Annotated in this window: 22 protein-coding genes and 1 tRNA gene; 19 read left to right on the forward strand and 4 right to left on the reverse strand. The window is 74.8% G+C overall.

Annotated elements, in window-relative coordinates:
* Nucleotides 1–2 precede the first annotated feature (2 nt).
* Nucleotides 3–731: a hypothetical protein gene (locus ASF50_RS01155; RefSeq protein ID WP_056863550.1), complete on the forward strand. Its 729-nt coding sequence runs from the start codon at nt 3–5 to the stop codon at nt 729–731.
* Nucleotides 732–1,079: 348 nt separating this feature from the next.
* Here ASF50_RS01155 and ASF50_RS01160 read toward each other — a convergent pair whose 3' ends face one another.
* Nucleotides 1,080–1,868 (reverse strand): HAD family hydrolase, encoded by a 789-nt coding sequence (locus tag ASF50_RS01160; RefSeq protein ID WP_056863190.1) that lies wholly within the window; start codon nt 1,866–1,868, stop codon nt 1,080–1,082.
* A 148-nt stretch (nt 1,869–2,016) separates the two neighbouring features.
* Here ASF50_RS01160 and ssd point away from each other — a divergent pair, with 148 nt between their 5' ends.
* From ssd to ASF50_RS01195, 7 genes are all read left to right on the forward strand, one after another.
* Nucleotides 2,017–3,102, forward strand: a complete 1,086-nt coding sequence (ssd, locus tag ASF50_RS01165) for a septum site-determining protein Ssd (protein WP_056863191.1) — start codon at nt 2,017–2,019, stop codon at nt 3,100–3,102.
* Nucleotides 3,099–4,355 (forward strand): TadA family conjugal transfer-associated ATPase, encoded by a 1,257-nt coding sequence (locus tag ASF50_RS01170; protein WP_056903225.1) that lies wholly within the window; start codon nt 3,099–3,101, stop codon nt 4,353–4,355. Before ssd ends, ASF50_RS01170 begins: the two co-directional genes overlap by 4 nt.
* Nucleotides 4,352–5,194 carry a type II secretion system F family protein gene (locus tag ASF50_RS01175; protein ID WP_056903226.1) on the forward strand — a complete coding sequence of 281 codons (843 nt, stop codon included), beginning with the start codon at nt 4,352–4,354 and terminating at the stop codon, nt 5,192–5,194. Before ASF50_RS01170 ends, ASF50_RS01175 begins: the two co-directional genes overlap by 4 nt.
* Entirely contained in the window at nt 5,191–5,943 is a 753-nt protein-coding gene (locus ASF50_RS01180) for a type II secretion system F family protein (protein WP_056863194.1), read from the forward strand. Before ASF50_RS01175 ends, ASF50_RS01180 begins: the two co-directional genes overlap by 4 nt.
* Nucleotides 5,944–6,086: 143 nt before the next feature.
* Nucleotides 6,087–6,635 carry a DUF4244 domain-containing protein gene (locus ASF50_RS19550; RefSeq protein ID WP_056903227.1) on the forward strand — a complete coding sequence of 183 codons (549 nt, stop codon included), beginning with the start codon at nt 6,087–6,089 and terminating at the stop codon, nt 6,633–6,635.
* Nucleotides 6,632–7,006: a TadE family protein gene (locus ASF50_RS01190; RefSeq protein WP_056903228.1), complete on the forward strand. Its 375-nt coding sequence runs from the start codon at nt 6,632–6,634 to the stop codon at nt 7,004–7,006. Before ASF50_RS19550 ends, ASF50_RS01190 begins: the two co-directional genes overlap by 4 nt.
* Nucleotides 7,003–7,404 (forward strand): Rv3654c family TadE-like protein, encoded by a 402-nt coding sequence (locus ASF50_RS01195; RefSeq protein WP_082502635.1) that lies wholly within the window; start codon nt 7,003–7,005, stop codon nt 7,402–7,404. Before ASF50_RS01190 ends, ASF50_RS01195 begins: the two co-directional genes overlap by 4 nt.
* 26 nt (nt 7,405–7,430) lie before the next feature.
* On the opposite strand, the gene ASF50_RS01200 is transcribed toward ASF50_RS01195, so the two are convergent.
* Nucleotides 7,431–9,779: a DEAD/DEAH box helicase gene (locus ASF50_RS01200; RefSeq protein WP_056903229.1), complete on the reverse strand. Its 2,349-nt coding sequence runs from the start codon at nt 9,777–9,779 to the stop codon at nt 7,431–7,433.
* Nucleotides 9,780–10,055: 276 nt separating this feature from the next.
* Here ASF50_RS01200 and ASF50_RS01205 point away from each other — a divergent pair, with 276 nt between their 5' ends.
* From ASF50_RS01205 to ASF50_RS01215, 3 genes are all read left to right on the forward strand, one after another.
* A complete protein-coding gene (locus ASF50_RS01205; RefSeq protein ID WP_056863198.1) occupies nt 10,056–10,394 on the forward strand; it encodes an anti-sigma factor antagonist in 339 nt (112 codons plus the stop codon).
* A 241-nt stretch (nt 10,395–10,635) separates the two neighbouring features.
* Nucleotides 10,636–12,987 carry a sodium-translocating pyrophosphatase gene (locus ASF50_RS01210; RefSeq protein WP_056903230.1) on the forward strand — a complete coding sequence of 784 codons (2,352 nt, stop codon included), beginning with the start codon at nt 10,636–10,638 and terminating at the stop codon, nt 12,985–12,987.
* A gap of 62 nt (nt 12,988–13,049) precedes the next feature.
* Nucleotides 13,050–14,540, forward strand: a complete 1,491-nt coding sequence (locus ASF50_RS01215; RefSeq protein ID WP_056903231.1) for a methyltransferase — start codon at nt 13,050–13,052, stop codon at nt 14,538–14,540.
* A gap of 8 nt (nt 14,541–14,548) precedes the next feature.
* Here the strand turns inward: ASF50_RS01215 and ASF50_RS01220 are convergent, their stop codons facing one another.
* Nucleotides 14,549–15,370 (reverse strand): hypothetical protein, encoded by an 822-nt coding sequence (locus ASF50_RS01220; RefSeq protein ID WP_056903232.1) that lies wholly within the window; start codon nt 15,368–15,370, stop codon nt 14,549–14,551.
* 252 nt (nt 15,371–15,622) lie between these two features.
* On the opposite strand from ASF50_RS01220, the gene topA reads away from it, so the two are divergent.
* From topA to ASF50_RS01240, 4 genes are read left to right on the forward strand one after another with little or no spacing between them, the layout of a single operon-like run.
* A complete protein-coding gene (topA, locus tag ASF50_RS01225) occupies nt 15,623–18,436 on the forward strand; it encodes a type I DNA topoisomerase (RefSeq protein WP_056903233.1) in 2,814 nt (937 codons plus the stop codon).
* A gap of 52 nt (nt 18,437–18,488) precedes the next feature.
* Nucleotides 18,489–19,139, forward strand: coding sequence for a dTMP kinase (gene tmk, locus ASF50_RS01230; protein ID WP_056903234.1), 651 nt, complete (start codon nt 18,489–18,491; stop codon nt 19,137–19,139).
* Nucleotides 19,136–20,296: a DNA polymerase III subunit delta' gene (locus ASF50_RS01235; RefSeq protein WP_056903235.1), complete on the forward strand. Its 1,161-nt coding sequence runs from the start codon at nt 19,136–19,138 to the stop codon at nt 20,294–20,296. The genes tmk and ASF50_RS01235 overlap by 4 nt, the downstream gene beginning before the upstream one ends.
* Nucleotides 20,293–21,882 (forward strand): alpha/beta hydrolase, encoded by a 1,590-nt coding sequence (locus ASF50_RS01240; protein ID WP_056903236.1) that lies wholly within the window; start codon nt 20,293–20,295, stop codon nt 21,880–21,882. The genes ASF50_RS01235 and ASF50_RS01240 overlap by 4 nt, the downstream gene beginning before the upstream one ends.
* A gap of 16 nt (nt 21,883–21,898) precedes the next feature.
* Here the strand turns inward: ASF50_RS01240 and ASF50_RS01245 are convergent, their stop codons facing one another.
* Entirely contained in the window at nt 21,899–22,825 is a 927-nt protein-coding gene (locus ASF50_RS01245; RefSeq protein WP_056903237.1) for a LysR family transcriptional regulator, read from the reverse strand.
* Between the two features lie 105 nt (nt 22,826–22,930).
* On the opposite strand from ASF50_RS01245, the gene ASF50_RS01250 reads away from it, so the two are divergent.
* The 4 genes from ASF50_RS01250 (at nt 22,931) to ASF50_RS01265 (ending at nt 26,133) form a co-directional block, all read left to right on the forward strand.
* Nucleotides 22,931–23,116, forward strand: a complete 186-nt coding sequence (locus ASF50_RS01250) for a hypothetical protein (protein ID WP_056863207.1) — start codon at nt 22,931–22,933, stop codon at nt 23,114–23,116.
* A gap of 80 nt (nt 23,117–23,196) precedes the next feature.
* A tRNA-Thr gene (locus ASF50_RS01255) sits at nt 23,197–23,272 on the forward strand.
* 229 nt (nt 23,273–23,501) lie between these two features.
* On the forward strand, nt 23,502–24,713 hold the full coding sequence (gene fdhA, locus ASF50_RS01260; protein ID WP_056863208.1) for a formaldehyde dehydrogenase, glutathione-independent: 1,212 nt from the start codon (nt 23,502–23,504) through the stop codon (nt 24,711–24,713).
* A 127-nt stretch (nt 24,714–24,840) separates the two neighbouring features.
* A complete protein-coding gene (locus tag ASF50_RS01265) occupies nt 24,841–26,133 on the forward strand; it encodes a DUF3500 domain-containing protein (protein WP_056903238.1) in 1,293 nt (430 codons plus the stop codon).
* The last annotated feature ends 107 nt before the right edge of the window (nt 26,134–26,240 follow it).

The raw sequence follows: 26,240 nt of genomic DNA on the forward strand, positions 1-26,240 counted from the left end.
CCGTGACCGACGACCCGCTGGCCTGGCTGACCTCGCTCGAGGGCGTGCCGAGCGCGTTCGTCGCCGCCCGCGACGGCATCGACGTGATGCTGCGCGACCGCGGGCTGCGGCGTACGTCCCCGGAGACGACGGCGGAGTCGCTGCTGCGCGGCGCCCACGCCAGCGCGGTGCTGGAGGGCTCGGGCTCCTCGCTCGCCGAGGTGCGTGCGGGGGAGGGCGACGCGGTGGCCGCCGACGCGGTGCGGGTCTCCTCCGAGCTGCTCGCGCTCGTGCCCGCGCTGGGCCGCGCGCCGCTGCAGGCCCTGGCCCGGGTGCACGCGCTGGCCTCCGCCGGCTCGCTGCCCGAGGACGAGCGGGGCCGCCCGCGCGACGCCGCGGCCGCCGAGCGGCTGCGGGCGCTGGCGACGCTGCTCACCGCCGAGACCGCGGCCCCGGCGCTCGTCGTGGCCGCGGTGGTGCACGCCGACCTGGCGACCTCCGCGCCCTTCGCCTCCCACAACGGGGTCGTGGCGCGGGCGGCCGAGCGGCTGGTGCTGGTGGCGCGCGGGGTCGACGAGAAGTCGCTGGTCGTGCCCGAGGCCGGCCACCTCGCCTTGCGCGAGGCCTACGAGTCCAACCTGCGCGGCTACCGCGACGGCGGCGAGGCCGGCGTCCACTCCTGGCTGCTCTACGCCGCCGAGGCCTACGCCGCCGGCGCCGAGGCGAGCCCGCTGCGCCGCGAGGCGACCTGAGGCGACCTGAGGCGGCCAGAGGCGACCTGAGGGGGAGCGCCGCGAGGCGATCCGAGACGTGCCCGTCGGGGCCCGGACATGCAGGTGGCACCCGGGCCATCGATCGACCTGGGTGCCACCGCTGACACGCGAGCCGCCGGCTACCAGGCGTGCATCACTACTGCTGCTGCGGGAGTGTCCCGCTGGCATGCGCCCATAAGAAGGGTGGATCGCCGCGTGGGTACCCCGGACCGCGTGTACGTCTCTGTTGAGGTGTCCCGACCCCGTCCTACCGGGCCGGTGAGGCCTTCCCGCTCCTGCTGGCCTCGTGACTCCATGTGTACGCCGGTGTGACCTGGAGCACAAGACCTACCCGGCGGTAGGTCGCCGACGGCGTGTGCCGGCCCAGACCGCGCCGCCCACCGCGACGACGCCGGTGACGGCCAGCGCGGCGAGCGTCGAGCGACCGCCGGGCAGCCGCGAGCGCAGGGCCACGGGCCGGGTGAAGACGAGCACGGGCCAGTCGCGGGCGACCGCGATGCGGCGCAGGTCCTTGTCGGGGTTGACGGCGTGCGGGTGGCCCACGGCCTCGAGCATCGCGGTGTCGGTGACCGAGTCGCTGTAGGCGTAGCTGGCCGCGAGGTCGTAGCCGCGCTCCGCGGCCAGCGCGCGGATGGCGGCGGCCTTCTCCTCGGCGTAGGCGTAGTAGGCGATCTCGCCGGTGTAGCGGCCGTCGACCTCCTCCAGCCGGGTCGCCACCACGAGGTCGGCGCCCAGCATGGCCCCGATCGGCTCGACCACCTCGCTGCCGGAGGTGGAGACGATGACGACGTCGCGCCCGGCGGCGTGGTGCTCCTCGATGAGGCCGACCGCCTCCTCGTAGACCAGCGGGTCGACGATGGTGTGGAGGGTCTCCGCGACGATCTCGCGCACCGTGGCGACGTCCCACCCCGCGACCAGCTGCGACATGAAGTGCCGCATCTTCTCCATCTGGTCGTGGTCGGCGCCGCCGGTCAGGTAGACGAACTGGCCGTAGGCCGAGCGCACGACGGCGCGCCGGGAGATCAGGCCCCCGGCCTGGAAGGGCTTGGTGAAGGCCATGGCGCTCGACTTGGCGATGATCGTCTTGTCGAGGTCGAAGAAGGCCGCTCCCGGCATGTCTCCAGCATAGGGACCCCGCGGGCGGCGCGCGGGCGAGTGCCACGGGTGACCACGAGTCGTCCCCAGGGCGGCCGGCGCGCGGCCCTGTCCACAGCGGTGGCCGCAGACGCGGCGTACGGCGTGACGGCGGGTGAGGCTCGCCGGCATGGACGCACCCCTGCTGCTCACCCGCGACCCGCTGCTGCTCGACGAGGTCGCCCGGCTCGCGGCCGCGGCGGGCGCCCGGCCCCACGCGACCGACGACGTGGCCGGCGCCCTGCGGGCCTGGTCGACCGCCCCGGTCGTGCTGGTGGGCGTCGACCTCGCGCCGCAGCTGGCCCGGCTCGGGCCCGACCGGCGGGGGCAGGTGCACGTGGTCGCCCTCGACGACGTCGGACCTGCCGGTCTGCGCACCGCCCTCGAGCTGGGGGCGGAGTCGGTGCTCCCGGTCGGTGCCGCCCCGGGGCGGCTCACCGAGGTGCTGACCGACCTGGGGGAGGGGCGGGCCTCGCCGGGGCGCACGATCGCGGTGGTCGGCGGATCCGGTGGGGCGGGCGCCACGACGGTGGCCTGCGCCCTGGGTCAGGTGGCGGCCGCGGCCGGCACGTCGCTCGTGGTCGACCTCGACCCGCTGGGTCCCGGCGCCGACCGGGTGCTGGGCCTCGAGCGGGCGGCCGGGGTCCGCTGGGGCTCCGTGGCCGAGACCACGGGCCGGCTGAGCTCGCGTGCGCTGCGCGAGGCGCTCCCGCGCCGCGCGGGCCTCGGGGTGCTCGGCTGGGCCGCCGGCCGGGCCGAGTCGCTCGATCCCGGCGCGGTGCGCGAGGTGGTCTCGGCGGCGCGCCGCGGGCACGACACGGTCGTCGTCGACCTGCCGCGCGTCCTCGACGCCACCACCGGCGAGGTCAGGGCCCGCAGCGACCTCGTCGTGGTGGTCGTGAGCGCCACCGTGCCCGGGGTCACCGCCGCGGCGCGGCTGTGCGACCGGTTGGCCGCGGAGGCCGGCGGTGGGGGTGCGCCGGGCGAGGCCGGCGGGGTCGCCCTGGTCGTGCGGGGCCGGGCCCTGACGGCGTCGGAGGTGACCCGCGCGACGGGCCTGCCCGTGCTCGCCGTGGTGCCCGAGGTGCGCCGGCTGCGTGAGTGGTGCGACCTGGGCCTGGGGCCGGTCCACGGGCGGCGCAGCCCGCTGTCCCGGCCGATGGGGGAGGTCCTCGGCGCGGTGCCCGCTCCGGTGCGGACGAGGGCCGCGGCATGACCGGCACGACCGGAGTGACCGGGCTCCGGGCCCCGCAGGTGGGCGCGCCACCGGCCGAGACGGTGGAGGCGGTGCGCGAGCGGCTGGCCGCCGAGCCCGGCGAGCTGACCCCGCACCGCGTGGCCCAGGCGCTGCGGGCCACGGGGCGCCCGGTCGGCGACGCCACGGTCCTCGCCGTGCACGACGCGCTGCGCCGCGACGTCGTCGGTGCCGGGCCGCTCGAGCCCCTGCTGCGCGTCCCGGGCGTCACCGACGTGCTGGTCAACGGCCCCGACCAGGTGTTCCTCGACCGCGGGGCCGGTCTCGAGCCCGCCGGGGTGCGCTTCCCCGACGACCAGGCCGTGCGACGCCTCGCCCAGCGCCTGGCCGCGCTGGCAGGTCGCCGCCTCGACGACGCCAGCCCCTGCGCCGACCTGCGGCTGCTCGACGGCACCCGCTTCCACGCCGTCCTCTCCCCGGTGGCCCGCCCCGGCACCACCATCTCCCTGCGCGTGCCCTCCCGTCGGGCCCTCGACCTCGACGCGCTGCGGGCCGCCGGTGCGGTCGGCCCCGACGCCGCGCACCTGCTGCGCGCCGTCGTGGCCTCGCGGCGGGCCTTCCTGGTCACCGGCGGCACCGGCTCGGGCAAGACCACGCTCCTGGCCGCCCTGCTGGCCCTCGTGGACCCCGCCGAGCGGCTGCTCGTGGTCGAGGACTCCTCCGAGCTGCGTCCCGACCACCCCCACGTCGTGGGTCTCGAGGCGCGCACCCCCAACATCGAGGGCGTCGGCGGCATCGAGGTGCGCGAGCTGGTCCGTCAGGCCCTGCGCATGCGCCCCGACCGGCTGGTGGTCGGCGAGGTCCGCGGCGCCGAGGTCGTCGACCTCCTGGCGGCGCTCAACACCGGCCACGAGGGCGGCTGCGGCACGCTGCACGCCAACTCCGCGACCGACGTGCCGGCGCGGGTCGAGGCGCTGGCCCTCGCGGCCGGGCTCGGCCGGGCGGCGGCCCACAGCCAGCTGGCCTCGGGCATCGACCTGGTCCTCCACCTGCGCCGCGGCGGCGACGGGGTGCGCCGGCTGGTCGAGGTGGCGGTGCCCGACCGCGGCGCCGACGGCATCGTGCGGATGCAGGTCGCGGCCCGGCTGGGGCCACCTGCGCCGCACGGCGACCGCGACCTGGTGGAGGGTCCTGCGGCCGACCGTCTCGCCGCCCTGCTCGCCGACCCCGACGCCGACCCCGCCGCGGGATCGGCGCCCGGGTCGCGGCCGTGACGAGCTCCGGCCCCGCCACCTGGGTGGCGCACGGTGCGCCGGCGGCCGCGGTGGCGTGCCTCGCCGCCGTGTCCGCCGCGCTCGCCGTCGCCCTCCTGCTGCCTCCGCGGCCCCGGGTCGCGACCGCGCGGGGCGGGGCGGGGCGGGCGACGCCCGGGCGGGTCGTGCCGACCGGGGTCGGCGTCGTGGCACTGCTCCTCCTCGCCGCCTCGCTCGGGCCCGAGGCCGTCGCGCTGGCCGTGGTGCTCGCCGGCGCCGCGGGCGCCACGGCCCGGCTCTGGGCCGCCCGTCGCGCCGCCCGCGAGGCGCACCGCACCTCCACCCGGGTCCTGGAGACGTGCGAGCGGCTCGCCGCCGAGCTCGCGGCCGGGCGGCCGCCGGTGCTGGCCCTCGGCCACGCCGCCCAGGAGTGGGCGGCCCTCTCCCCGGTCGCCGAGAGCCTGCGCCTGGGCACCGACGTCGCCGAGGCGTGGCGCACGGTCGCGCGGCAGCCGGGCGCCGGTGACCTGCGCCTGCTGGCCGCGGCGTGGCAGGTCGCCCACCGCACCGGTGTGGGTCTGGCCGCCGCGGTCGACCGGGTCGCGGTCGACCTGCGCGCCGTGCGCTCCACCGAGCGGGTGGTCCGCGGCGAGCTCGCCTCGGTGCGGGCCACCGTCAAGCTCGTCGCCGCACTGCCGCTCCTCGCGCTCGCCATGGGGTCGGGTGCCGGCGGCGACCCCTGGGGCTTCCTGCTCGGCGAGCCGGTCGGCCTGGCCTGCCTGGCCGCCGGCGTGACCTGCGCCCTGGCGGGTGTGGCCTGGGTCGAGGCCATCGCCCGGTCGGTGGAGCAGGGCCGGTGACGCCCGGGCTCCTCGCGGCCCTCGCCGCAGCGGCGGCGGTGGCGCTGCTGCTGCCGAGCCCGGCGCGGCCTCCCGACCCGTGCCCCGGCGACGCGTGGGGCGGCCCCGCGGGGACCGCTGCGGCCGCCGGCGGCGCGTCGGGCGTGGGCTGGCTGCACCGTCACCGTCTGCTCTGGTCGCTCCTCGGCGCCGTCGGGGCCTGGGCCTTCGTGTCCGGCACGGCCGGCGCGGTGCTGGCCCCGGCCGTGGGCGCGGCGGTGTGGGTCGGCATCGGGCGCGCCGAGCCGGCGCCCGCCCGACGCGAGCGCGAGGCGGTGAGGCGCGAGCTGCCCCACCTCGTGGCGCTCGTGGGCTCCGCGCTGGGGGCCGGGGCCTCTCCGGGGGCCGCCGTGGAGCTCGCGACCGCTGCGCTCCCGGGGCCCGCCGCCGAGCGTCTGGAGCCGGCGGTGCACCGCCTGCGCCTGGGCCTCGACCCGGGCGAGGTCTGGCGCCTCGTCACCGCCGACGCCGACCTGGCCCCTCTGGGCCGGGCCCTGGGCCGGGCCCACGAGACGGGCGCCCCGGTGGTCGCCGCCGTCGAGCGGCTCGCGGAGGAGCTGGCGCGCTCCGCCCGGGCCGACGTGGAGGACCGCGCCCGGGCCGTCGGCGTCCGGGCGGCTGCCCCGCTGGGGCTGTGCCTGCTGCCGGCCTTCCTCCTCGTCGGGATCGTGCCGGTGGTCGCGGGCCTGCTCGAGAGCCTCGCGTGGTGAGCGACCTGACCACCAACCGTGCACACGCCCACCCTGTGGCCGGGCCCTCCACAGGCTCGCCCGCGGGCCGCACCGCCAGGCCTCGGCGGCGCCAGGGTCGAGACACGGCGCCGCGCCCGCGGCGCCACGACGCGAGGAGAGAGATGACCACGACCGCCGAGCACCACACGGCCCCTGTCGGCCCCGTCCCCGGCCCCGACACCGCCGCCAGCACCGCAGCCGGCACCGCAGCCGGCAACGCAGCCGGCACCGCAGTCGGCACCGCCGCCGGCAACGCCGCCGGCAACGCCACTGCCTCTGGCACCCCCGCCCCGGCGCCTCGCCCGCCCCGGGCCCTCCGCCTGGCGCGTCCGGGCGTCGACCGCCCCGGCCCGTGGCCGGTCTCGCGGACCGGCCGCCGTCGTCGGCCGGCGCTCTACGCCGTGCCCGGCACCCGTCCGGCTCCCGCGTCCCTGTCAGCGTCCCCGGCAGCGTCCCCGGCAGCGTCCCCGGCAGCGTCCCCGGCGGGATCCCCGGCCGACACCCGCGCTACGGCCCCCGAGGCGGGCATCACCACCGCGGAGTACGCCGTCGGCACCGCTGCGGGCGCCGGCCTGGCCGGGCTGCTCTACAAGATGCTGACCGGTGGCTTCGGCGACCAGCTGCTCACCCGGCTCTTCGACCACGTGCTCGGGCTGCTGGGCATCGGATGAGCCAGGAGCCGTCGCCCCGACGCGGCGAGCGCGGCGCCGTGACCGCCGAGGCCGCGATGGTCCTGCCGGCCATGGTGGCCGTGACCGCGGCCCTCGTGTGGGTGCTCTCGCTGGTGCTGGGCCAGGTCCGCGTGGTCGACGCGGCCCGGGAGGGGGCGCGGGTGGCGGCGCGGGGCGACGGCGAGGCGGCCGCGGTGGCAGCGGCGCGCCGGGTGGCTCCGAGCGGCGCCACCGTCTCGGTGGTCCGCTCGGGTGACACCGTCATCGTCACCGTCACCGCGCGACTCGACGGCCCGGGGGGAGTCGTCGGGTCGCTGCCGGGTGCGGAGGTGGCCGCCGATGCGGTCGCCGCGGTGGAGGTGGGCGTGTGACCGTCCCGGTCACGAGGCCCGCCGGCGGGCCGGCCGCGCCCGAGCGGGGGGAGCGGGGGGAGCGCGGTCAGCGCGGTGCGGCCACGGTGCTCGGCGTCGCCCTGCTCGGGGTGCTGCTCCTGGTGGCGGCGGCGCTGGGCACGGTGGGGGCGGTGTTCGCCGCGCACCGCTCGGCCCAGGCCGCCGCCGACCTCGCTGCGCTCGCCGGGGCCGGCGCCCTGCAGCAGGCCGCGGACGCCTGCTCCGCGGCCGCCCGGGTGGCGGGCGACAACGGCGCCGAGGCCGTGCGGTGCACGGTCACGGGCTCCGAGGTGGAGGTCGAGGCGCTGGTGCGCGGGCCGCGGTGGCTGGGCCGGTCCGCCGACCCCGTGGGTGTCGCCCGCGCGGGCCCGGCCTGACGCGGGCGCTGCGGTCGTGGCCGGTCTCAGGCCCCGGCGGCGGACCCGTCGGGGTCGGCGCCGGTGAGCAGCAGGTCGAGCAGCCGGCCCGCGGCGGCCTTGTCGAGCGGGTTGTTCTGGTTGCCGCACTTGGGCGACTGCACGCAGGAGGGGCAGCCGTCGGCGCAGTCGCAGGTCGCGATGGTCTCGCGGGTCGCGGTCAGCCACGCCCGGGCGGCGTGGAAGCCCCGCTCGGCGAAGCCGGCCCCGCCCGGGTGGCCGTCGTGCACGAAGACCGTCAGCTCGCCGGTGTCGGGGTGCATCGCGGTCGACACACCGCCGATGTCCCAGCGGTCGCACGTCGCGAAGAGCGGCAGCAGGCCGATCGAGCAGTGCTCGGCGGCGTGGGCGGCCCCGGGCAGGTCGTCGGCGGCCAGGCCCGCCGCGGCCAGGGTCGTGGCGGGCACGGTCCACCACACCGCGGTGGTGCGCAGCGCCCGCTCGGGCAGGTCGAGCAGCTCCTCCCCGACGACGTCGCCCCCGGGTTGGCGGCGCTTGAGGAAGGAGACCACCTGCTGCGACACGTCGACCTCGCCCACGCTGAGCCGGCACGGCCCCCAGGTGCGGTGACCCCGCTCGGCGACGATCGAGATGTCGGTGACCTCGCGCGCGGAGGTGGAGTAGTCGGGGTCGGCGCGGTGGATGACGGCGACGTGCTCCTCGAGGTCGAGGGAGTCGACCAGCCAGGTCTCGCCGCGGTGCACGTAGACCGCTCCGGGGTGGGCCGTGCCGTGGGCGCTGGAGGCGTCGACCGTGCCGACGACGCGACCGGTGCTGGCCTCGACGAGCGAGACCGGCGCGCCGCCGGTGGAGCGGATGTCGGCCAGGTCGGCCGCGCGGCGCGCGTCGGTCCAGTACCAGCCGCGGGGGCGGCGACGCAGCAGCCCGCCGGCGACCAGCTGGTCGAGCACGCCGCGCGTGGTGGGGCCGAAGAGGTCCAGCTCGTCGGCGGTGAGCGGAGCCTCCTGGGCGGCGGCGCACAGGTGGGGGGCCAGGACGTAGGGGTTGCCCGGGTCGAAGACGCTGGCCTCGACGGGGGCCCCGAAGAGGGCGTCGGGGTGGTGCACGAGGTAGGTGTCGAGCGGGTCGTCGCGGGCGACGAGTACCCCGACGGCGTCCTGGGCGCCGCGCCCGGCCCGGCCCACCTGCTGCCACAGGGCGGCGCGGGTGCCGGGGAAGCCGGCCATCAGCACCGCGTCGAGGCCGCTGACGTCGATGCCGAGCTCGAGGGCGTTGGTGGCGGCCAGTCCGCACAGCGACCCGTCGCGCAGCGCGGTCTCGATGGCGCGGCGCTCCTCGGGAAGGTAGCCGCCGCGGTAGGCCGCGACCCGGCGGGCCAGGGACGGCTCGACCTCGGCGACCAGGGCGGCCGCGGTCATCGCCACCTGCTCCGACCCCCGTCGCGACCGCACGAAGGCCAGCGTGCGCACGTCGTCGACCACCAGGTCGGCGAGCAGGTCGGCGACCTCCGAGGAGGCGGCGCGGCGCACCGGGGCGCCGTTCTCGCCGGTGTGGGAGGTCAACGGCGGCTCCCACAGCGCCACCGACACCCGACCCCGCGGCGACCCGTCGTCGGTGACCGGCTCCACGTCGAGCCCGGTGAGGCGGTGGGCGGCGGCCGCCGGGTCGGCCACCGTGGCCGAGGCCAGCACGAAGGTCGGGTCGGCGCCGTGCAGGGCGCACACGCGTCGCAGCCGGCGCAGCACGTGCGACACGTGCGCGCCGAACACGCCGCGGTAGTGGTGGCACTCGTCGACCACGACGTAGCGCAGCGAGCCGAGGAATCCGGCCCAGCGGGCGTGGCCCGGGAGCATCGAGCGGTGCAGCATGTCGGGGTTGGTGAGGAGGTACTCCCCGTGCTCGCGGGCCCAGTCGCGCTGGTCGCGACCGCTGTCGCCGTCGTGGGTCGTGGCGCGCACGTCGAGCCCCAGCGAGCGCAGCGAGGTCAGCTGGTCCTGGGCGAGCGCCTTGGTCGGGGCGACGTAGAGCACCCCCGCGCCGCGCTGTCCCCGGCTGCCCCGCGACTCGCGCACCGCGGTCAGCGCCGGCAGCTGGTAGGCCAGCGACTTGCCCGACGCCGTGCCGGTGGCGACCACCACGTGCTGCCCGGCCCGCACCGCCTCGGCGGCCTCGACCTGGTGGCTCCACAGCCGCTCGACCCCGCGGGCCTCGAGCGCGCCCCGCACGTCGGACGCGACCCAGGTCGGCCACGGGGCGTGGCGCGGATCGCGCGCGGCGAGCTCCTCGACGTGGGTCAGGCGGTCCTCGCGGCCCGGCACCGCGGCGAGGCGGTCGACCAGACCGGCTCGTGGGCGCAGGGGGAGGGCGGCGGTCATGGATCCGAGTGTCCCAGGGTCCACCGACAGCCCCGCAGGGCCGGGCGGTGCGGGCCGCTGGCGGCCGGCGCGGGGGCCTTCGTGCCACTGTCCGGGAGCGGCCAGGGCGCTGCGTCGGGGCGCAGCGCGGCGCGGGTGTCCGACCTTTACCCTTTTTGTGCGCCGGGGCCGCGAGCGTGGTTTCATATGGCTGGCCGAGTGTCATGGCGTCGCCCGCCCTCACGAGGTCCGCCAGATCGACTGGCACGGATTCCGCAGGCCGACATGGGAGTAGACGTGGACCTCACTCTTGCGACGCGCGACGTCGATGGGAAGACCATCGTTGCCGTCGGTGGCGAGATCGACGTCTACACCGCCCCCAAGCTGCGCGACAAGATCACCGAGCTGGTCGCCGCCGGCACCTACGACCTCGTGGTCGACATGGAGGCCGTCGAGTTCCTCGACTCCACGGGCCTCGGCGTGCTCGTCGGCGGGCTGAAGAAGGTCCGGGCCCACGACGGGTCGCTGCACCTCGTGTGCACCCAGGACCGTCTGCTGAAGATCTTCCGGATCACCGGGCTGGCCAAGGTCTTCATGATCCACGACAGCGCCGACGACGCGCTGGCCGCCAGCTGACCGGTCCTCAGGACCGACCGCCGGCCCCTCCCCCTCCTCGCTGAGGAGCACCGGACCCGACCACCGTCGGGCCCGGCCGCGACCCGCGCCCCGGGCCGACACGTGTGACCCACGACACACAGTCGTGCCGTGAAGGGCGTCGGCGTGCGTAGACTCCGGCTCGTCCGTGAGACGCAGATCACGTTCCTGCGCCTGATCGTTCACTCCACCGCTCGCTCACCCAGCACGTAGGAGGAATCAGATGACGGGGATCCGACCCTTGGTCGTGGAGCTCTCCGGCGGCAACCTCGTCCTGGTCGTCATCGTCGCCCTCGTCGCGCTCGGTGCGCTGGCGATGGCGGCGATGTTCCGCCGGGAGGTCCTCGCCGCCGGTGAGGGCACCGCCAGCATGCAGACCATCGCCCAAGCCGTGCAGGAGGGCGCCAACGCCTACCTCACCCGACAGTTCCGGACGTTGGCGATCTTCGCCGCCGTCGCCTTCTTCGCCCTGCTGCTGCTGCCCGCGGACGACACGGTGGTGCGGATCTTCCGCTCGGTCTTCTTCGTCGTGGGAGCCGGCTTCTCCGCCACCGTCGGCTACCTGGGCATGAACCTCGCGGTGCGGGCCAACCTGCGCGTCGCCGCCGCGGCCGAGACCTCGGGCCGCGAGCCGGCGATGACGATCGGGCTGCGCACCGGGGCCATGGTCGGCATGCTGACCGTCGGCCTGGGCCTGCTGGGCGCGAGCCTGGTGGTGCTCTTCTTCCAGGACGAGGCCCCCGACGTGCTGGAGGGCTTCGGCTTCGGGGCCGCCCTGCTCGCGATGTTCATGCGCGTGGGCGGCGGCATCTTCACCAAGGCCGCCGACGTCGGCGCCGACCTGGTGGGCAAGGTCGAGAACAACATCCCCGAGGACGACCCGCGCAACGCCGCCACCATCGCCGACAACGTCGGCGACAACGTGGGCGACTGCGCCGGCATGGCCGCCGACCTCTTCGAGTCCTACGCCGTGACGCTCGTGGCGGCCCTCATCCTGGGCTCGCAGGCCTTCGGCGACCAGGGGCTGGTCTACCCGCTGCTCATCCCGGCCATCGGGGCCCTCACCGCGGTGGCGGGGGTCTACCTCACCCGCCCCAAGGCCGGCGAGAACGGCCTCACCACCATCAACCGGTCCTTCTACCTCTCCTCGGGCATCGCCGCCGTGGCCAGCGTGCTGCTCTCCTACGTCTACCTGCCCGGCAGCTTCGCGGAGTTCGCCAACATCGCCCCCGACCTGGCCCAGGCCGACGGCGACCCGCGCTTCATCGCCTCGGCCGCCGTCGTCATCGGCATCGTGATGTCGGCCGGCATCCTGGCCCTCACCGGCTACTACACCGGCACCGAGTTCCGCCCGGTCAAGGACGTCGGCAAGACCTCCCTCACGGGCGCGGCCACCGTCATCCTCTCGGGCCTCTCGGTCGGCTTCGAGTCGGCCGTCTACACCACGCTGGTCATCGGGGCGGCGGTCTTCGGGGCCTACCTGCTCGGCGGAGCCGCGCTCACGGTGTCGCTCTTCGCGGTGGCGCTGGCCGGCACGGGCCTGCTGACCACGGTCGGCGTCATCGTCGCCATGGACACCTTCGGCCCGGTCTCCGACAACGCCCAGGGCATCGCGGAGATGTCCGGCGACGTCAGCGAGGAGGGGGCGCAGATCCTCACCGAGCTCGACGCGGTCGGCAACACCACGAAGGCCATCACCAAGGGCATCGCGATCGCCACGGCCGTGCTCGCCGCGACCGCGCTCTTCGGGTCCTACGCCACCTCGGTCTTCGAGTCCCTGGCCGACGCCGACCCGAGCCTGGAGGAGGCCAACCTCCTCGACTTCAGCGTCTTCAACCCCGCCGTCCTCGTCGGTGTGCTGCTCGGCGCCGCGGTGGTCTTCCTCTTCTCCGGCCTGGCCATCAACGCGGTCGCCCGTGCGGCCGGCGCGGTCGTCTACGAGGTGCGCCGCCAGTTCCGCGACATCCCCGGGATCATGGAGGGCACCGGACGCCCGGAGTACGGCAAGGTCGTCGACATCGTCACCAAGGACTCCCTGCGCGAGCTCGTCACACCGGGCATCCTCGCGGTGCTGGCCCCGATCGCCGTCGGCTTCGGGCTGGGCGCGACCGCCCTGGCCGGCTTCCTCGCGGGCGCCATCGGCACGGGCACGCTGATGGCGGTCTTCCTGGCCAACGCCGGCGGGGCCTGGGACAACGCCAAGAAGCTGGTCGAGGACGGCCACCACGGCGGCAAGGGCTCCGAGGCCCACGCCGCCACCGTCATCGGCGACACCGTCGGCGACCCCTTCAAGGACACCGCCGGCCCGGCGATCAACCCGCTGATCAAGGTGATGAACCTCGTCTCCCTGCTCATCGCCAGCGCGGTGGTCTCCCTCAGCGTGGGCAAGGACCAGAACGACGTCCTGCGCGTCGCCATCGCGGTCGCCGCCGTCGTCGTCATCGCGGTCGCGGTCTACATCTCCAAGCAGCGCGAGACCGCGATGGGCGACGAGCCGGCGCCGCCGAGCGCGCCACCGCCGCCCCCGACCGACGGCTACGTCGACCCGACGCCCACCGTCCAGCGCGATCTGTGAGCACCGACCCGCCCGGTCCCCGACCGGGCGGGTCGCTCTCGTCGGGGCCTACGCTCGCCTGCGTGAGCGACCTTCCCCACCTCCTGCGCGAGGCCCTCGTCAGGGCCGACTTCACCTACGACGCCGTGGCCGGCCTGCTGGGTCGCCAGGCCCACGACGCCCTGGCCCGCAACGAGACGACCCCGGGGCTGCTCGCGACGGGCGACGGCTCGCCGCTGGCGACCCTGGTGCGCCTCTTCCTGCTCCAGACCGCCGTCTCGCGCGACGCCGCGGAGCGCGCGCTGCCGGGGCTGCTCGACGCGATGGCGGCGCAGGGTCTGGTCGAGCAGTCGGTGGGCGAGGTCGCGGCGCGCCTCGACGTGCGCCCCTACGCCACCGACCACGCCGACGAGACCGCGCACCTGTGGGTCGTCAGCGACCTCACGCCGGGTCTCGACGGCCTGCCGCAGCGCGTCGGCGGCGACCACGTGCTCGGGATCAGCCCGGCCTCGACCTCCCTGGCCCAGCTCACCCTGCGCGAGGAGGTCGACCGCAGCCTCGACCTCGGCACCGGGTGCGGGGTGCAGGCGCTGCACCTCGCGCGCCACAGCGGCCGCGTCGTCGCCACCGACGTCAACGCCAAGGCCCTGCGCCTGACCCGCTTCAACGCCGCGCTCAACGACGTCGCCGACCGCGTCGACGTGCGCGACGGGTCCTTCTTCGAGCCCGTCGCGGGGGAGCGCTTCGACCTGATCGCCACCAACCCGCCCTTCGTCATCAGCCCCGCCACCGGCGAGCGGCTGGTCTACCGCGACTCCGGTCTGCCCGGTGACCGGGTGGTGGAGGACATCGTGCGGGCCGCCCCCGACCACCTCACCGAGGGCGGCTGGTGCCAGGTGCTGGCCAACTGGGTCATCGCCCGCGACACGCCGTGGGACGAGCGCCTCGCCGGCTGGGTGGCCGACGACTGCGACGCGCTGGTGGTGCAGCGCGAGGTCCTCGACCCCGCGGCCTACGTCGAGCTGTGGCTCAAGGACGCCGGGCAGCACCCGAGCACCGGCGGGGCGAGCGCCGAGGACTACCGGCGTCGTTACGACACCTGGCTGTCGTGGTTCGACGAGCAGGGGGTCGAGGCCGTCGGCTTCGGCTGGATCAACCTGCGCCGCGGGGCGTCGGCCGCGCCGGACACCGCCGCGCGGACGCTGCTGGACTGGCCCTACGAGGTCGAGCAGCCGGTGGCGCCCGCCGTGCGCGACTGGGGCCGGGCCGCCGACGTCGTCGTCGAGGCCGGCAGCCGACTCGTGCTGCGCGTCGACGTGCTCCAGGAGACCGTCGGCGCGCCGGGCGCGGAGGATCCCGAGACCATCGTGCTGCGCCAGCAGCGCGGGCTGCGTCGCGCGCGGAAGGTCGACACCGTCGAGGCCGCCCTGGCGGGAGCCTGCGACGGCGAGCTGAGCATCGGCCAGATCCTCGACGCGGTCGCCGACCTGCTCGACCGCGACGCGGCCGACCTGCGCGCGCAGTACCTCCCCGTGGTCGCCGAGCTCGTCCGCGAGGGGTTCCTGGTCGCCTGAGCGCCCGGTCAGGCGGCCTCGCGCGCCTCGCGAGCCCGCTCGCGCAGCCGCGTCAGACGGACCCGGGTCGCGGCCGTGAGCAGGTCGGGCCTGCCCAGCGGCAGCAGGTCGGGCGCCTCCCGCGGTCGTTCGCGACCCTCCAGGTCGCCCCACCGCAGGCCCACGAGGGCCCGCCGGACCAGCCCGCCGACCGCAGCGGGCGAGCCGGGCAGGGCGAGGGCGTCCTGGACCATCGTCAGGCGCAGCGACCCGTGGGGGTGGAACCACCCGTTGGCCCGGCCCACGGCCCAGCACAGCCCCCCGGCGAGGTGCGCGGCCGACCGCGCGCCCGTGACGACCTCCGGCTCCAGGACGCTCAGCGCCACCAGGGCCCGTCGCAGGGCGTAGGACGACTCGACGTCGAGGTGCGCGGCGGCCACGGCGTCGAGGAGCTCCCCGACTCCCTCGGCGCGGCGCCGGAGGGGCAGGTCCTCGAGGGTGTCGGGCAGGTCGGTGCCGTCGTCGTCCAGCGGGAGGTCGTCGAGGGCCTCCAGGGCCTCGCGCCCCCCGCAGACCCGCTCCAGCCAGGCCTGCACCTGCTCGTGCGCCGGCGGGGGTGGGGGAGGCGGTGGCGGCAGGGGCCGCCGCTCCTGGTCGTGCCGCCGCGCGACGTGCTCCCAGTCGGTGTGCTCCACCGGCTCGCTCCAGGCGTCGACCAGGCGGCCGTCGACGAGCACCAGGTGGGTCAGGCGGTGCTCACCGACCCCTCCGGGCAGCGGGTGGCGCGGCGCCGCGGACGGCTCGAACCAGCCCTGCCGTCGGTCGCTCTCCCACATGTCGGGGTCCTGCACGGGGTCCTCCCAGGCTGTCGTCGGTGTCGGAGGGACCACGCTGGCACGCCGCGCCGACCCTCCGCAGCGCTCGTCCACAGGGCCCCGGCGTACGGGGCCGGGAGCTGTGGAGGAGGGCGCGGCGCGGCCGCGGGGCGGCGAGGCCTCGTGCGGACCGCGGCGGGGATCGTGGGGGTCACGCGCTACCGTGAGCCGCCGTGGGCCCCGTCTGGTGGCCCTCGTGCATCCCCCGAGCTCAGAACGGCTGGTCGCGTGGCACACAAGTTGGTGATCGTCGAGTCCCCGGCGAAGGCCCAGAAGATTGGTGGCTTCCTCGGCCGGGGCTACGTCGTGGAGTCCTCGGTCGGTCACATCCGCGACCTGCCCCAGAGCGCCGCCGACACCCCGGCGAAGATCAAGGACAAGCCCTGGGGCCGTCTCGCCGTCGACGTCGAGAACGGCTTCGAGCCGCACTACGTCGTGCCGCAGCGCCAGCGCGAGCAGGTGCGCAAGCTCAAGGGCCTGCTCAAGGAGGCCGACGAGCTCTACCTCGCCACCGATGAGGACCGCGAGGGCGAGGCCATCGCGTGGCACCTGCTCGACGAGCTGAAGCCGAAGAACATCCCCGTCAAGCGCATGGTCTTCCACGAGATCACCGAGCCGGCCATCCTCGCGGCCGCCGAGAACCCCCGCGACCTCGACATGGACCTCGTCGAGGCGCAGGAGGCCCGCCGCATCCTCGACCGCCTCTACGGCTACGAGGTCTCGCCGGTGCTGTGGAAGAAGGTCATGTCGGGCCTGTCGGCCGGGCGGGTGCAGTCGGTGGCGACCCGGCTGGTCGTCGACAAGGAGCGCGAGCGGATGGCCTTCCGCGTCGCGTCCTACTGGGACCTCGAGGGCACCTTCGACGCCGGCAGCAAGCACGAGCAGCGGATGTTCCCGGCCAAGGTGCACTCCGTCGACGGCTCCCGGGTGGCCCGCGGCTCCGACTTCGGGCAGGACGGCGTGCTGAAGGCGAGCGCCCAGGGCAAGGTCGTCCACCTCGACCGCGCCGCCGCCGAGGCCCTGTCCTCGGCGCTGCAGGAGACCTCCTTCGAGGTCCGCTCGGTCGAGTCCAAGCCCTACCGTCGCTCTCCCTACGCGCCCTTCCGCACCACGACGCTGCAGCAGGAGGCCAGCCGCAAGCTGGGCTTCAGCGCCTCCTCGACGATGTCGGTGGCCCAGCGGCTCTACGAGAACGGCTTCATCACCTACATGCGCACCGACTCCTCGACCCTCTCGGGCGGGGCGATCGACGCGGCGCGGGCCCAGGTGCGCGAGCTCTACGGCACCGACTACCTCCCCGACGCCCCCCGGGTCTACGCCGGCAAGGTGAAGAACGCCCAGGAGGCGCACGAGGCGATCCGCCCGGCGGGCGACACCTTCCGCACCCCGGCGCAGACCGGTCTGACCGGCGACCAGTTCCGCCTCTACGAGCTGATCTGGATGCGCACCGTCGCCTCGCAGATGAAGGACGCCGTCGGCAACACCGTCACGGTGCGCCTGGGCGGCGCGGCCGACACCGGCCAGGACGTCGTCTTCTCCGCCTCCGGCCGCACCATCACCTTCCACGGCTTCCTCAAGGCCTACGTCGAGGGCACCGACGAGGGCGCGGCCAAGGACGACGCCGAGACCCGCCTGCCCAACCTCAGCGAGGGCGACGCGCTCAGCGCCGCCTCGCTCTCCGCCTCCGGCCACGAGACCAAGCCCCCGGCCCGCTACACCGAGGCCACGCTGGTCAAGGAGCTGGAGGAGCGCGAGATCGGGCGCCCCTCGACCTACGCCGCGATCATCAAGACCATCACCGACCGCGGCTACGTCTACAAGAAGGGCACCGCGCTCGTGCCGGCGTGGCTGGCCTTCTCGGTCGTGCGGCTGCTCGTGGAGCACTTCCCCCGCCAGATCTCCTACGAGTTCACCGCCGAGATGGAGGACGTGCTCGACGAGATCGCGGCGGGCCGCAAGGACCGCAACACCGAGCTCGGCGAGTTCTACTACGGCAGCGGCGACGTGGTCGGTCTCAAGCGACTGGTCGACGAGCTCGGCGACATCGACGCCCGCGAGCTCGCGACCTTCCCCGTGGGCGGGCCCGACTCCGGCATCCACCTGCGCGTGGGCCGCTACGGGCCCTACCTCGAGGGCCCCGACGACGAGGGCAACCCGGTCGGCAAGCGCGCCAACGTGCCCGACGACCTCCCGCCCGACGAGCTGACGCTGGAGAAGGCCACCGAGCTCTTCGCCAACCCCGCGGGCGAGGAGATCCAGCTCGGCGTGCACCCCGAGACCGGTCTGCAGGTCGTGGCCAAGAACGGCCGCTTCGGGCCCTACGTCACCGAGGCGCTGCCCGAGGACGCCAAGAAGAGCGCCAAGCCCCGCACGGGCTCGCTGTTCAAGACCATGTCGCTCGACACGATCACCCTCGACGACGCCGTGCGCCTGCTCTCGCTGCCCCGCGTGGTGGGCGTGGGCGAGGACGGCGAGGAGATCACGGCGCAGAACGGCCGCTACGGGCCCTACCTGAAGAAGGGCAGCGACTCGCGGTCGCTGACCGCGGAGGAGCAGCTCTTCACCGTCACCCTCGACGAGGCGCTGAAGATCTACGCCCAGCCCAAGCAGCGCGGACGTGCCGCCGCGGCCCCGCCGCTCAAGGAGCTCGGCGACGACCCGGTCTCGGGCCAGCCGGTCGTGGTGAAGTCGGGCCGCTTCGGGGAGTACGTCACCGACGGGGAGTACAACGCCACCCTGCGCAAGGACGACTCGGTGGAGGCCATCACCCTCGAACGCGCCGCCGAGCTGCTGGCCGAGCGCCGCGAGCGGGGGCCGGCGAAGAAGGCGGCCAAGAAGGGCGCGAAGAAGGCCCCGGCGAAGAAGACGGCGGCCAAGACCGCCGCCAAGAAGACGGCCGCCAAGAAGACCGCGACCAAGACCGCCGCCAAGAAGACCGCGACCAAGACCGCCGCCAAGAAGACCACGAAGTCGACCACGACGACCACCACGACGACCACCGCGAAGAAGGCGGCGACGAAGGCGACGGCCGAGAAGGCCTGATCGGCGTGGACCGGCGTCGTCGGCTGTCGGCCCGGCCACGTAGGTTCCTCGCGTGAGCTCTCCCGGCGTCTTCTCCCCGCGCGGCGTCTTCGTCTGCCTCGAGGGCGGCGAGGGGTCGGGCAAGTCGACCCAGTCGGCGCTGCTGCGCGCCTGGCTGGAGGAGGCCGGCCACACCGTGGTGTCGACGTTCGAGCCCGGCGACACCCCGGTCGGGCGCGAGCTGCGCCGCATCGTGCTCAGCCCCGAGACCGGCGCCCTCTCCGACCGCACCGAGGCCCTGCTCTACGCCGCCGACAAGGCCGAGCACGTCGACACCGTGGTGCTGCCGGCCCTCGAGCGCGGCGAGGTCGTCGTCACCGACCGGTACGTCGACTCCACGCTGGCCTACCAGGGCGCGGGGCGCACCCTGCCGGTCGCGGACGTGGAGCGGGTCGCGCGGTGGGCCACCGGCGACCTGCGGCCCCACCTGACCGTGGTGCTCGACCTCGAGCCGGCCGCGGGGCTGGGCCGCTTCGAGGGGCGCGACCGTATCGAGGGCGAGTCGCTGGACTTCCACGAGCGGGTGCGCGCGGCCTTTACGACGATGGCCGCGGCCGACCCCGAGCACTACCTCGTCCTCGACGCGCGCGCCGACCGCCACGAGATCGCGGCCGCGGTGCGCCGGCGCGTCGAGCCGCTGCTGGTGCAGGCGGTGCGGGCATGACCGTCTGGGAGCAGCTGGTCGGCCAGGCCCGTGCGGTCGAGGCCCTGCAGACCGCGGCCGCGGGCCACGGCATGAGCCACGCCTGGCTGTTCACCGGTCCGCCGGGGTCGGGTCGCTCCAACGCCGCCGTCGCCTTCGCCGCGGCCCTGCAGTGCGACCGCGCCCCGGAGCAGGCCGGCTGCGGCCAGTGCCACCAGTGCCACACGGTGCTGGCCGGGTCGCACGCCGACGTGGCGGTCATCCGCACCCAGAAGCTCTCGATCGGGGTCGACGAGGTCCGCGACCTGGTGCGCCGGGCCGCGCTGTCCCCGGTGGGCCGGCGCTGGCAGATCCTGGTGGTCGAGGACGCCGACCGCCTCACCGACCAGGCGTGCAACGCGCTGCTCAAGGCGATCGAGGAGCCCACCGACCGCACGGTGTGGATGCTGTGCGCCCCCACCGTCGACGACGTGCTGCCGACCATCCGCTCGCGCTGCCGGCTGCTGACCCTCACCACCCCGACGGCCCGCGACGTCGCGGCCTTCCTCGAGCGGACCGACGGCGTGGCCCCCGACCTCGCGGCCTACGCCGCCCGCGCCAGCCAGGGTCACATCGGCCGGGCCCGGGCGCTGGCGCGCGACGAGGGCACCCGCGCCCGCCGCCACGAGGTGGTCTCCCTGGCGCGCCGGGTCACGTCGCTGGGCGCGGCCATGCGGGCCGCCGGGGAGCTCGCCCAGGTCGCCAAGGAAGAGGCGGAGGTGCAGACCGGCGACCTCGACGCCCGCGAGCGCAGCGACCTCGACGCCTCCTACGGCGTGGTCGAGCGCGGCCGCCGCCCGCGCGAGTACGGCCCGGCACTCGCCGCCCTGGAGAAGGGGCAGAAGACCCGCGCCAAGCGGCGTCACCTCGACGTCGTCGACCGGGGCCTCATGGACCTCGTCTCGGTCTACCGCGACGCGATCGCGCTCGCCTCGGGCGCGCCGGGCGACCTGGTCAACGAGGACATCCGCGCCGACGTGGAGGAGATCGTGCGCACCTCCAGCCCCGAGCACAACCTGCGCCGGATCGCCGCCATCTTCGAGGCGCGCGAGCAGATGCTGGAGTTCAACGTGCCGCCGGCCTTGGCGCTGGAGGCCATGATGGTCGCCCTGCAGGCGCCCGAGGGGAGCAGTCGATGAGCCCGTCCACCACCCGCATCGTCGCGATCGTGCTGGCGGTGGTGCTCGTGCTGGGCGCGGCCGGCGTCGCGATCGGCTACGGCCTCTCGGCCCGCGACGGCGACGACTCCGCCGACGGGCCCGAGCGCGCGGGCCCCGCGCCCACGTCGACGCCGTCGGCCGACGCCACCGAGCCGCCCGACCCCGCGCTCGCGGCGTACTACGGGCAGAGCATCGACTGGGCGGCCTGCGAGGACGACGACGACATGGAGTGCGCCACGCTCACCGTGCCCGTCGACTACGCCGAGCCCGACGGCGAGGCCATCGACCTGCGGCTGCTGCGCGACCCCGCCGACGAGCCCGGCCAGCGGGTCGGCTCGCTCGTGGTCAACCCCGGCGGACCCGGCTCGCCCGGCACCTCCTACGCCGCCGCCGGCACCCAGGCCTTCCGCCAGCCGCTGCTCGACGCCTTCGACATCGTCGGCTTCGACCCGCGCGGCACCGGCGGCTCCGACCCGGTCGACTGCCTCTCCGACGACGAGCTCGACGCCTTCCTCGCCGCCGACCCCGACCCCGACGACGCGGCCGAGGAGCAGGCGCTGGTCGAGGACCTCGACGGCTTCTTCGCCGGCTGCGTCGAGCGCTCCGACGCCCTGGTGGGCCACGTGACGACCGTCGAGGCCGCCCGCGACATGGACGTGCTGCGCGCCGCGCTGGGCGAGACCACGCTGACCTACCTCGGCGCCTCCTACGGCACCAAGCTCGGCGCGACCTACGCCGAGCTCTTCCCCCAGCGGGTGGGCCGCCTGCTGCTCGACGGCGCCGTCGACGTCTCGCTGAGCACCCGTGAGTCCTCCCTGGGCCAGGCGCGCGGCTTCGAGACCGCCCTGCGCGCCTACGTCGAGGACTGCGTCACCGGCGACGACTGCCCGCTCGGCGGCTCGGTCGAGGAGGGCCTCGCCACGATCACCGACCTGCTCGACGACATCGACGCCCAGGCGCTGCCGACCTCCGACGACCGCGAGCTGACCGTCGGCAGCGCCTTCTACGGCGTCGTGACCCCGCTCTACGTGCGCGACTACTGGCCGCTGCTGACCCAGGGCCTCGAGCAGGCCCTGGACGGCGACGGCACGACGCTGATGCTGCTCGCCGACGCCTACGCCTCGCGCGACTCCTTCAGCGGCGACTACCTCAACAACTCCGCCGAGGCCATCTACGCCATCAACTGCCTCGACGACCCCACCGCCCTCGCCCCCGAGGACGTCCCGGCGCAGTACGCCGACTTCGAGGAGGCCTCGCCGACCTTCGGGAGGGTCTTCGCGTGGGGCCTGGTGGGCTGCGCGGGCATCGAGGTCGAGGCCTCCGAGCCCGCCCCGCAGATCGACGGGGCGGGCGCGGCGCCCATCGTGGTCGTCGGCACGACCCGTGACCCGGCGACGCCCTACGAGTGGGCGCAGGCGCTGTCCGAGCAGCTCGACTCGGGGGTGCTCGTCACCCGCGACGGCGACGGTCACACCGGTTACAACTCCGGCAACGAGTGCGTCGACACCGCGGTCGAGGACTACCTGGTCGAGGGGACCGTGCCCGACGACGGGCTCGAGTGCTGAGGCAGTCCCGCTGACCTCAGCGGCGGTGGATCGGCTCGGCCACGGCGCGGATGCGCGCCGTGGCCAGCTCGATCATCAGTCGCGCGGCAGGTGACAGCACGGCGTCGGCGCGGTGCACCACGGCGAAGGTGTCGAACTGGCGCGGGCGCAGCGAGACCCACCCGGCGTCGGGCGCGAGGCGGGGGAGCAGCTGCTCGGCGGCACCGCGCGGGATGACGGTGTCGGCCAGGCCCATCCCGACCAGCTCGACGGCGGTCTCGATGTCCTCGACCTCGATGCGGGTCTGCGGGTTGCGGCCGGTCTCGTGCAGCATCTGGCGCAGCGTCTGCCGGGTGGAGTCGACGGCGCGGTAGGTCGTCTCGGGCATCACCAGGGAGGCCTGCGACAGGCGGTGGGCCGTGACCGGGGTGGTGAGCCGCTCGGGGTCGGCGCTGACGTAGACCAGCTCCTCGCGCGCCACCGGGGTCACGCTCATGCCCTCGCTGGAGACGTTGTGCACCGCGAGCATCGCGGCCTCCAGCCGGCCGCGGCGCAGGTCCTCCTGCACCTCGGTGGAGTTCTGCCCGATGAGCTCGACGCGCACCCCGGGGTAGCGGGCCAGGACGTCGGCGACCAGGCCGGCCCCGGCGTAGAGGCGGGCGATGCCGAACATGCCGAAGCGGATGGTGCCGGTCTCGAAGGACTTCACCCCCTGCACGGCCTTCTGGGTCTCCTCCAGCGCGGCGAGCACGCGCTCGGCGTGGGGTCGCATCTCGTCGGCCACGGTCGTGGGCACGACCCCGCGGCCGACGCGGCGGAAGAGCTGTACCCCCAGCGATCTCTCCAGGGTGCGGATCTGCTCGGAGACCGACGGCTGGGCGTAGCCGAGGCGCTCGGCGGCGCGGGTCAGCGAGCCCTCCTCGTAGGCGGCCAGGAAGCATGTGAGCTGGTGCACACTGAGCACAAGGTGCAGCCTATGGCATCTGACGGGAGGTGGTCCTACCCCTATGGCCCGGTGCGACGGAGAATCAAGACACCACCCCACCCGATGCCTCAGGAAGGACCCGCCGTGCTCACCCACCTCTGCAGCGCCTGCGACAAGCGCCAGCTCATCTTCCCCTCCCAGATCACCGCGGTCGCCGACTCCGACCACGGCGTCCTGGCCACCTTCACCTGCTGGTGCGGCGCCGAGCAGACCGCCCCGCTCGACCTCGTGCCGAGCCGTGCGCGCGGCGAGAAGGTCCTCGCCGCCTGAGGCGATTTCGGCGCCTGCCGGGTCCGTCCGTATACTTCGGCGGGTTGTCCGGCCCCGGTCCTTGACCGATCCGGCAGCGCGCCGCCTTAGCTCAGTCGGTAGAGCGTCTCACTCGTAATGAGAAGGTCGTCGGTTCGATTCCGACAGGCGGCTCCACCACAAGCCCCTGACCTGCAGTGATGCGGTCGGGGGCTTCGTCGTTCCCGGTCTCGGCGGGACCGGCTCGCAGTCGTGCGACGGGAGCGCGACCCCGCCGTCGAGCCGGCTCACCCCGATCGGCCTGGTGCACGTCAGGGTCGGGGTGGTTGTGTGGAGGGACGGCCGTGACGTGCGTTACAGGACATGTCCGTGTGGGGCCGCGCCGTGCACCAGGTGAGGAGTGAAGATGTCCGGAAACAGGATCGTCGTCTACAAGGGTCCCGGAGAGGTCGCCGTCGAGTCGATCGACTACCCCAAGCTCGAGATCCCGGGAGAGGTCTCGAAGTCCATGGGGATCAAGCAGCGGGCACCGCACGCGGTGATCCTGAAGCTCGTGACCACCAACATCTGCGGCAGTGACCAGCACATGGTCCGCGGCCGCACGACGGCCCCCGTGGGCCAGACCCTCGGTCACGAGATCACCGGCGAGGTCGTCGAGGTCGGCGACGACGTCCTCTTCGTCAAGGAGGGCGACATCTGCTCGGTGCCCTTCAACATCGCCTGCGGCCGCTGCCGCATGTGCAACGAGGGCAAGACCGGCATCTGCCTCAACGTCAACCCGGCCCGCGCCGGAGCGGCGTACGGCTATGTCGACATGGGCGGGTGGCACGGCGGCCAGGCGGAGTACGTCATGATCCCGTTCGCCGACTTCAACCTGCTGAAGTTCCCCGACCGGGACGCCGCGCTGGAGAAGATCCTCGATCTCACGATGCTGTCCGACATCTTCCCCACCGGCTACCACGGCGCCTACACCGCCGGTGTCACCACCGGCTCCACCGTGTACGTCGCGGGCGCCGGACCCGTCGGGCTCGCGGCCGCCTTCTCCGCGCAGCTGCTGGGTGCCTCCGCGGTGATCGTCGGCGACATGAACGCCGACCGCCTCGCGCAGGCGGCGAGCTTCGGTTGCGAGACCGTCGACCTGAGCAAGGGCGACGACCTGGCCGACCTGATCGAGCAGGTGCTGGGCGAGCGCGAGGTCGACGCCGCCGTCGACGCGGTCGGCTTCGAGGCCCGCGGCCACGGTGAGGGCGCGGCCGAGGCGCCGGCGACGGTGCTCAACGACATCATGACCGTCTCGCGGGCGGGCGCCTCGCTGGGCATCCCGGGCCTCTACGTCACCGGTGACCCCGGCGCCGTCGACGACGCCGCCAAGGAGGGCCAGATCGGGGTGAAGCTCGGGCTGGGCTGGGCGAAGTCCCACGCCTTCGTCACCGGTCAGTGCCCGGTGAAGAAGTACAACCGCCAGCTGATGAACATGATCCTGGCCGACAAGGCCCACATCGCGAAGGCGGTCAACGCCACCACGATCAGCCTCGACGACGCCCCCCGGGGCTACCAGGAGTTCGACGCCGGGTCGGCGAAGAAGTACGTCATCGACCCCCACGGCATGGTCGCCTGACACGGCCCCGGCTGCGGTGGTCGCGCACAGCGGCCACCGCAGCCGGAGCGCGGTGCCGCTCGCGAGTCGTCGAGACGGCACAGAGAGGACACAAGATCGCCACAGGCGGGGAGCCGAGACTCGCGTCATGACGATCTCGACCTCCACGTGCCCCCGCCGTCGCCGGCTCGCCGGCATCGCCTCGATGGCGCTGGTCAGCGTGTTGGCGCTCGGTGGTTGCGCGTCCTCCACCGACTCCACAGCCGCCGACTCAGCCTCGTCCACCTCGACGTCCGCCAGCGCCTCTTCGGGGTCGGTCAGCTCGGTCTCCACGGCGAGCACCACCCAGGACGCCACCACGACCGCCGACACGATCTCCGACACTGCGGCCGCCGCGCAGGCGTTCCTCGACACCTTGAGCGAGGAGCAGCAGGACGCGGTCCTGTACGCCTACGACGACGAGACCAAGACGACGTCGTGGTCGAACTTCCCGGTCACCTTCGTCCAGCGCGCCGGGCTCGACCTCGGCGACCTCACCGACGAGCAGCAGGCCGCCGCGCTGGAGGTGCTCGAGAGCCTGCTCAGCGACGAGGCCTACGAGACGGTCACCGGCATCATGAACGGTGACGTCTACCTCCACGAGAACAGCTCCTCGACCGAGGCGTCCTTGGGGCAGTACTACATCGCGTTCTTCGGTGACCCCTCCGACACCAGCGCCTTCGAGGTGCAGTTCGGTGGTCACCACCTGGGCATCAACGCCACCCTCGACGGGGCCGCCGACGGTAGCTCGGGCGCGATCACCTTCGCGCCCACCCACCTCGGCGTGCAGCCTGCGGTCTACACCGACGAGGACGGCGACGAGGTCCAGCCGTTCGACAGTATCTACACCGATGCCTTCGCGTTCTTCGACAGCCTGACCGACGAGCAGCAGGCCGCCCTGACCTCCGGGGATGTCAGCATGTGCGCGCCCGGCGACACCTGCGACTTCGCGACGGGCGAGGGCCTCACCGGCGCCGACCTGACCGACGAGCAGAAGGACCTGCTGCTCGACCTCATCGCCAACTGGGCCGGCATGGCCGACGAGCAGACCACCACCACCGAGCTCGCCGAGATCGAGGCCACGCTCGACGACACCGTGATCGCCTGGTCCGGCGAGACGACCTACGACATGTCCACCGGTGACGGCATCAACTTCTCCATCTCCGGGCCCGACGTCTACGTCGCCTTCCAGGCCCAGCAGGGCTCGGCCGGCGCCGACGTCGAGGGCGTCAGCACCTCAGGGTGGGGCCACGTGCACACCATCTACCGCGACCCCACCGACGACTACGCCGGCAGCGCCACCCAGCAGGCCGCGAGCGGCACGGGCGGCGGAGAGATGGGAGGGACGCCCCCGGGCGACGGCGGTACGCCGCCCGCCGACGCCTCGTCGAGCGCAGGCTGAGATCGCAGCCGGCCCGGGCCGCCCCGCGGCCAGGCTCAGCAGCGCCGACACCCGTACGACGTCGACGGCGAGGGTGCGACCGGGGCCCCCGCCTCCAGGGTGCCCGG

This window comes from Nocardioides sp. Leaf307 (assembly GCF_001423135.1).
GTDB lineage: Bacteria > Actinomycetota > Actinomycetes > Propionibacteriales > Nocardioidaceae > Nocardioides > Nocardioides kribbensis.

What these genes read in the sequence shown, in the direction of transcription:
- ASF50_RS01200 (WP_056903229.1), bottom strand. Translation starts at nt 9,779, where the DNA reads ATGACCGCCGCCCTCCCCCTGCGCCCACGAGCCGGTCTGGTCGACCGC.
- ASF50_RS01210 (WP_056903230.1), top strand. Translation starts at nt 10,636, where the DNA reads ATGACGGGGATCCGACCCTTGGTCGTGGAGCTCTCCGGCGGCAACCTC.
- ASF50_RS01190 (WP_056903228.1), top strand. Translation starts at nt 6,632, where the DNA reads ATGAGCCAGGAGCCGTCGCCCCGACGCGGCGAGCGCGGCGCCGTGACC.
- ASF50_RS01265 (WP_056903238.1), top strand. Translation starts at nt 24,841, where the DNA reads ATGACGATCTCGACCTCCACGTGCCCCCGCCGTCGCCGGCTCGCCGGC.
- ASF50_RS19550 (WP_056903227.1), top strand. Translation starts at nt 6,087, where the DNA reads ATGACCACGACCGCCGAGCACCACACGGCCCCTGTCGGCCCCGTCCCC.
- ssd (WP_056863191.1), top strand. Translation starts at nt 2,017, where the DNA reads ATGGACGCACCCCTGCTGCTCACCCGCGACCCGCTGCTGCTCGACGAG.
- ASF50_RS01160 (WP_056863190.1), bottom strand. Translation starts at nt 1,868, where the DNA reads ATGCCGGGAGCGGCCTTCTTCGACCTCGACAAGACGATCATCGCCAAG.
- ASF50_RS01240 (WP_056903236.1), top strand. Translation starts at nt 20,293, where the DNA reads ATGAGCCCGTCCACCACCCGCATCGTCGCGATCGTGCTGGCGGTGGTG.
- ASF50_RS01235 (WP_056903235.1), top strand. Translation starts at nt 19,136, where the DNA reads ATGACCGTCTGGGAGCAGCTGGTCGGCCAGGCCCGTGCGGTCGAGGCC.
- fdhA (WP_056863208.1), top strand. Translation starts at nt 23,502, where the DNA reads ATGTCCGGAAACAGGATCGTCGTCTACAAGGGTCCCGGAGAGGTCGCC.
- ASF50_RS01170 (WP_056903225.1), top strand. Translation starts at nt 3,099, where the DNA reads ATGACCGGCACGACCGGAGTGACCGGGCTCCGGGCCCCGCAGGTGGGC.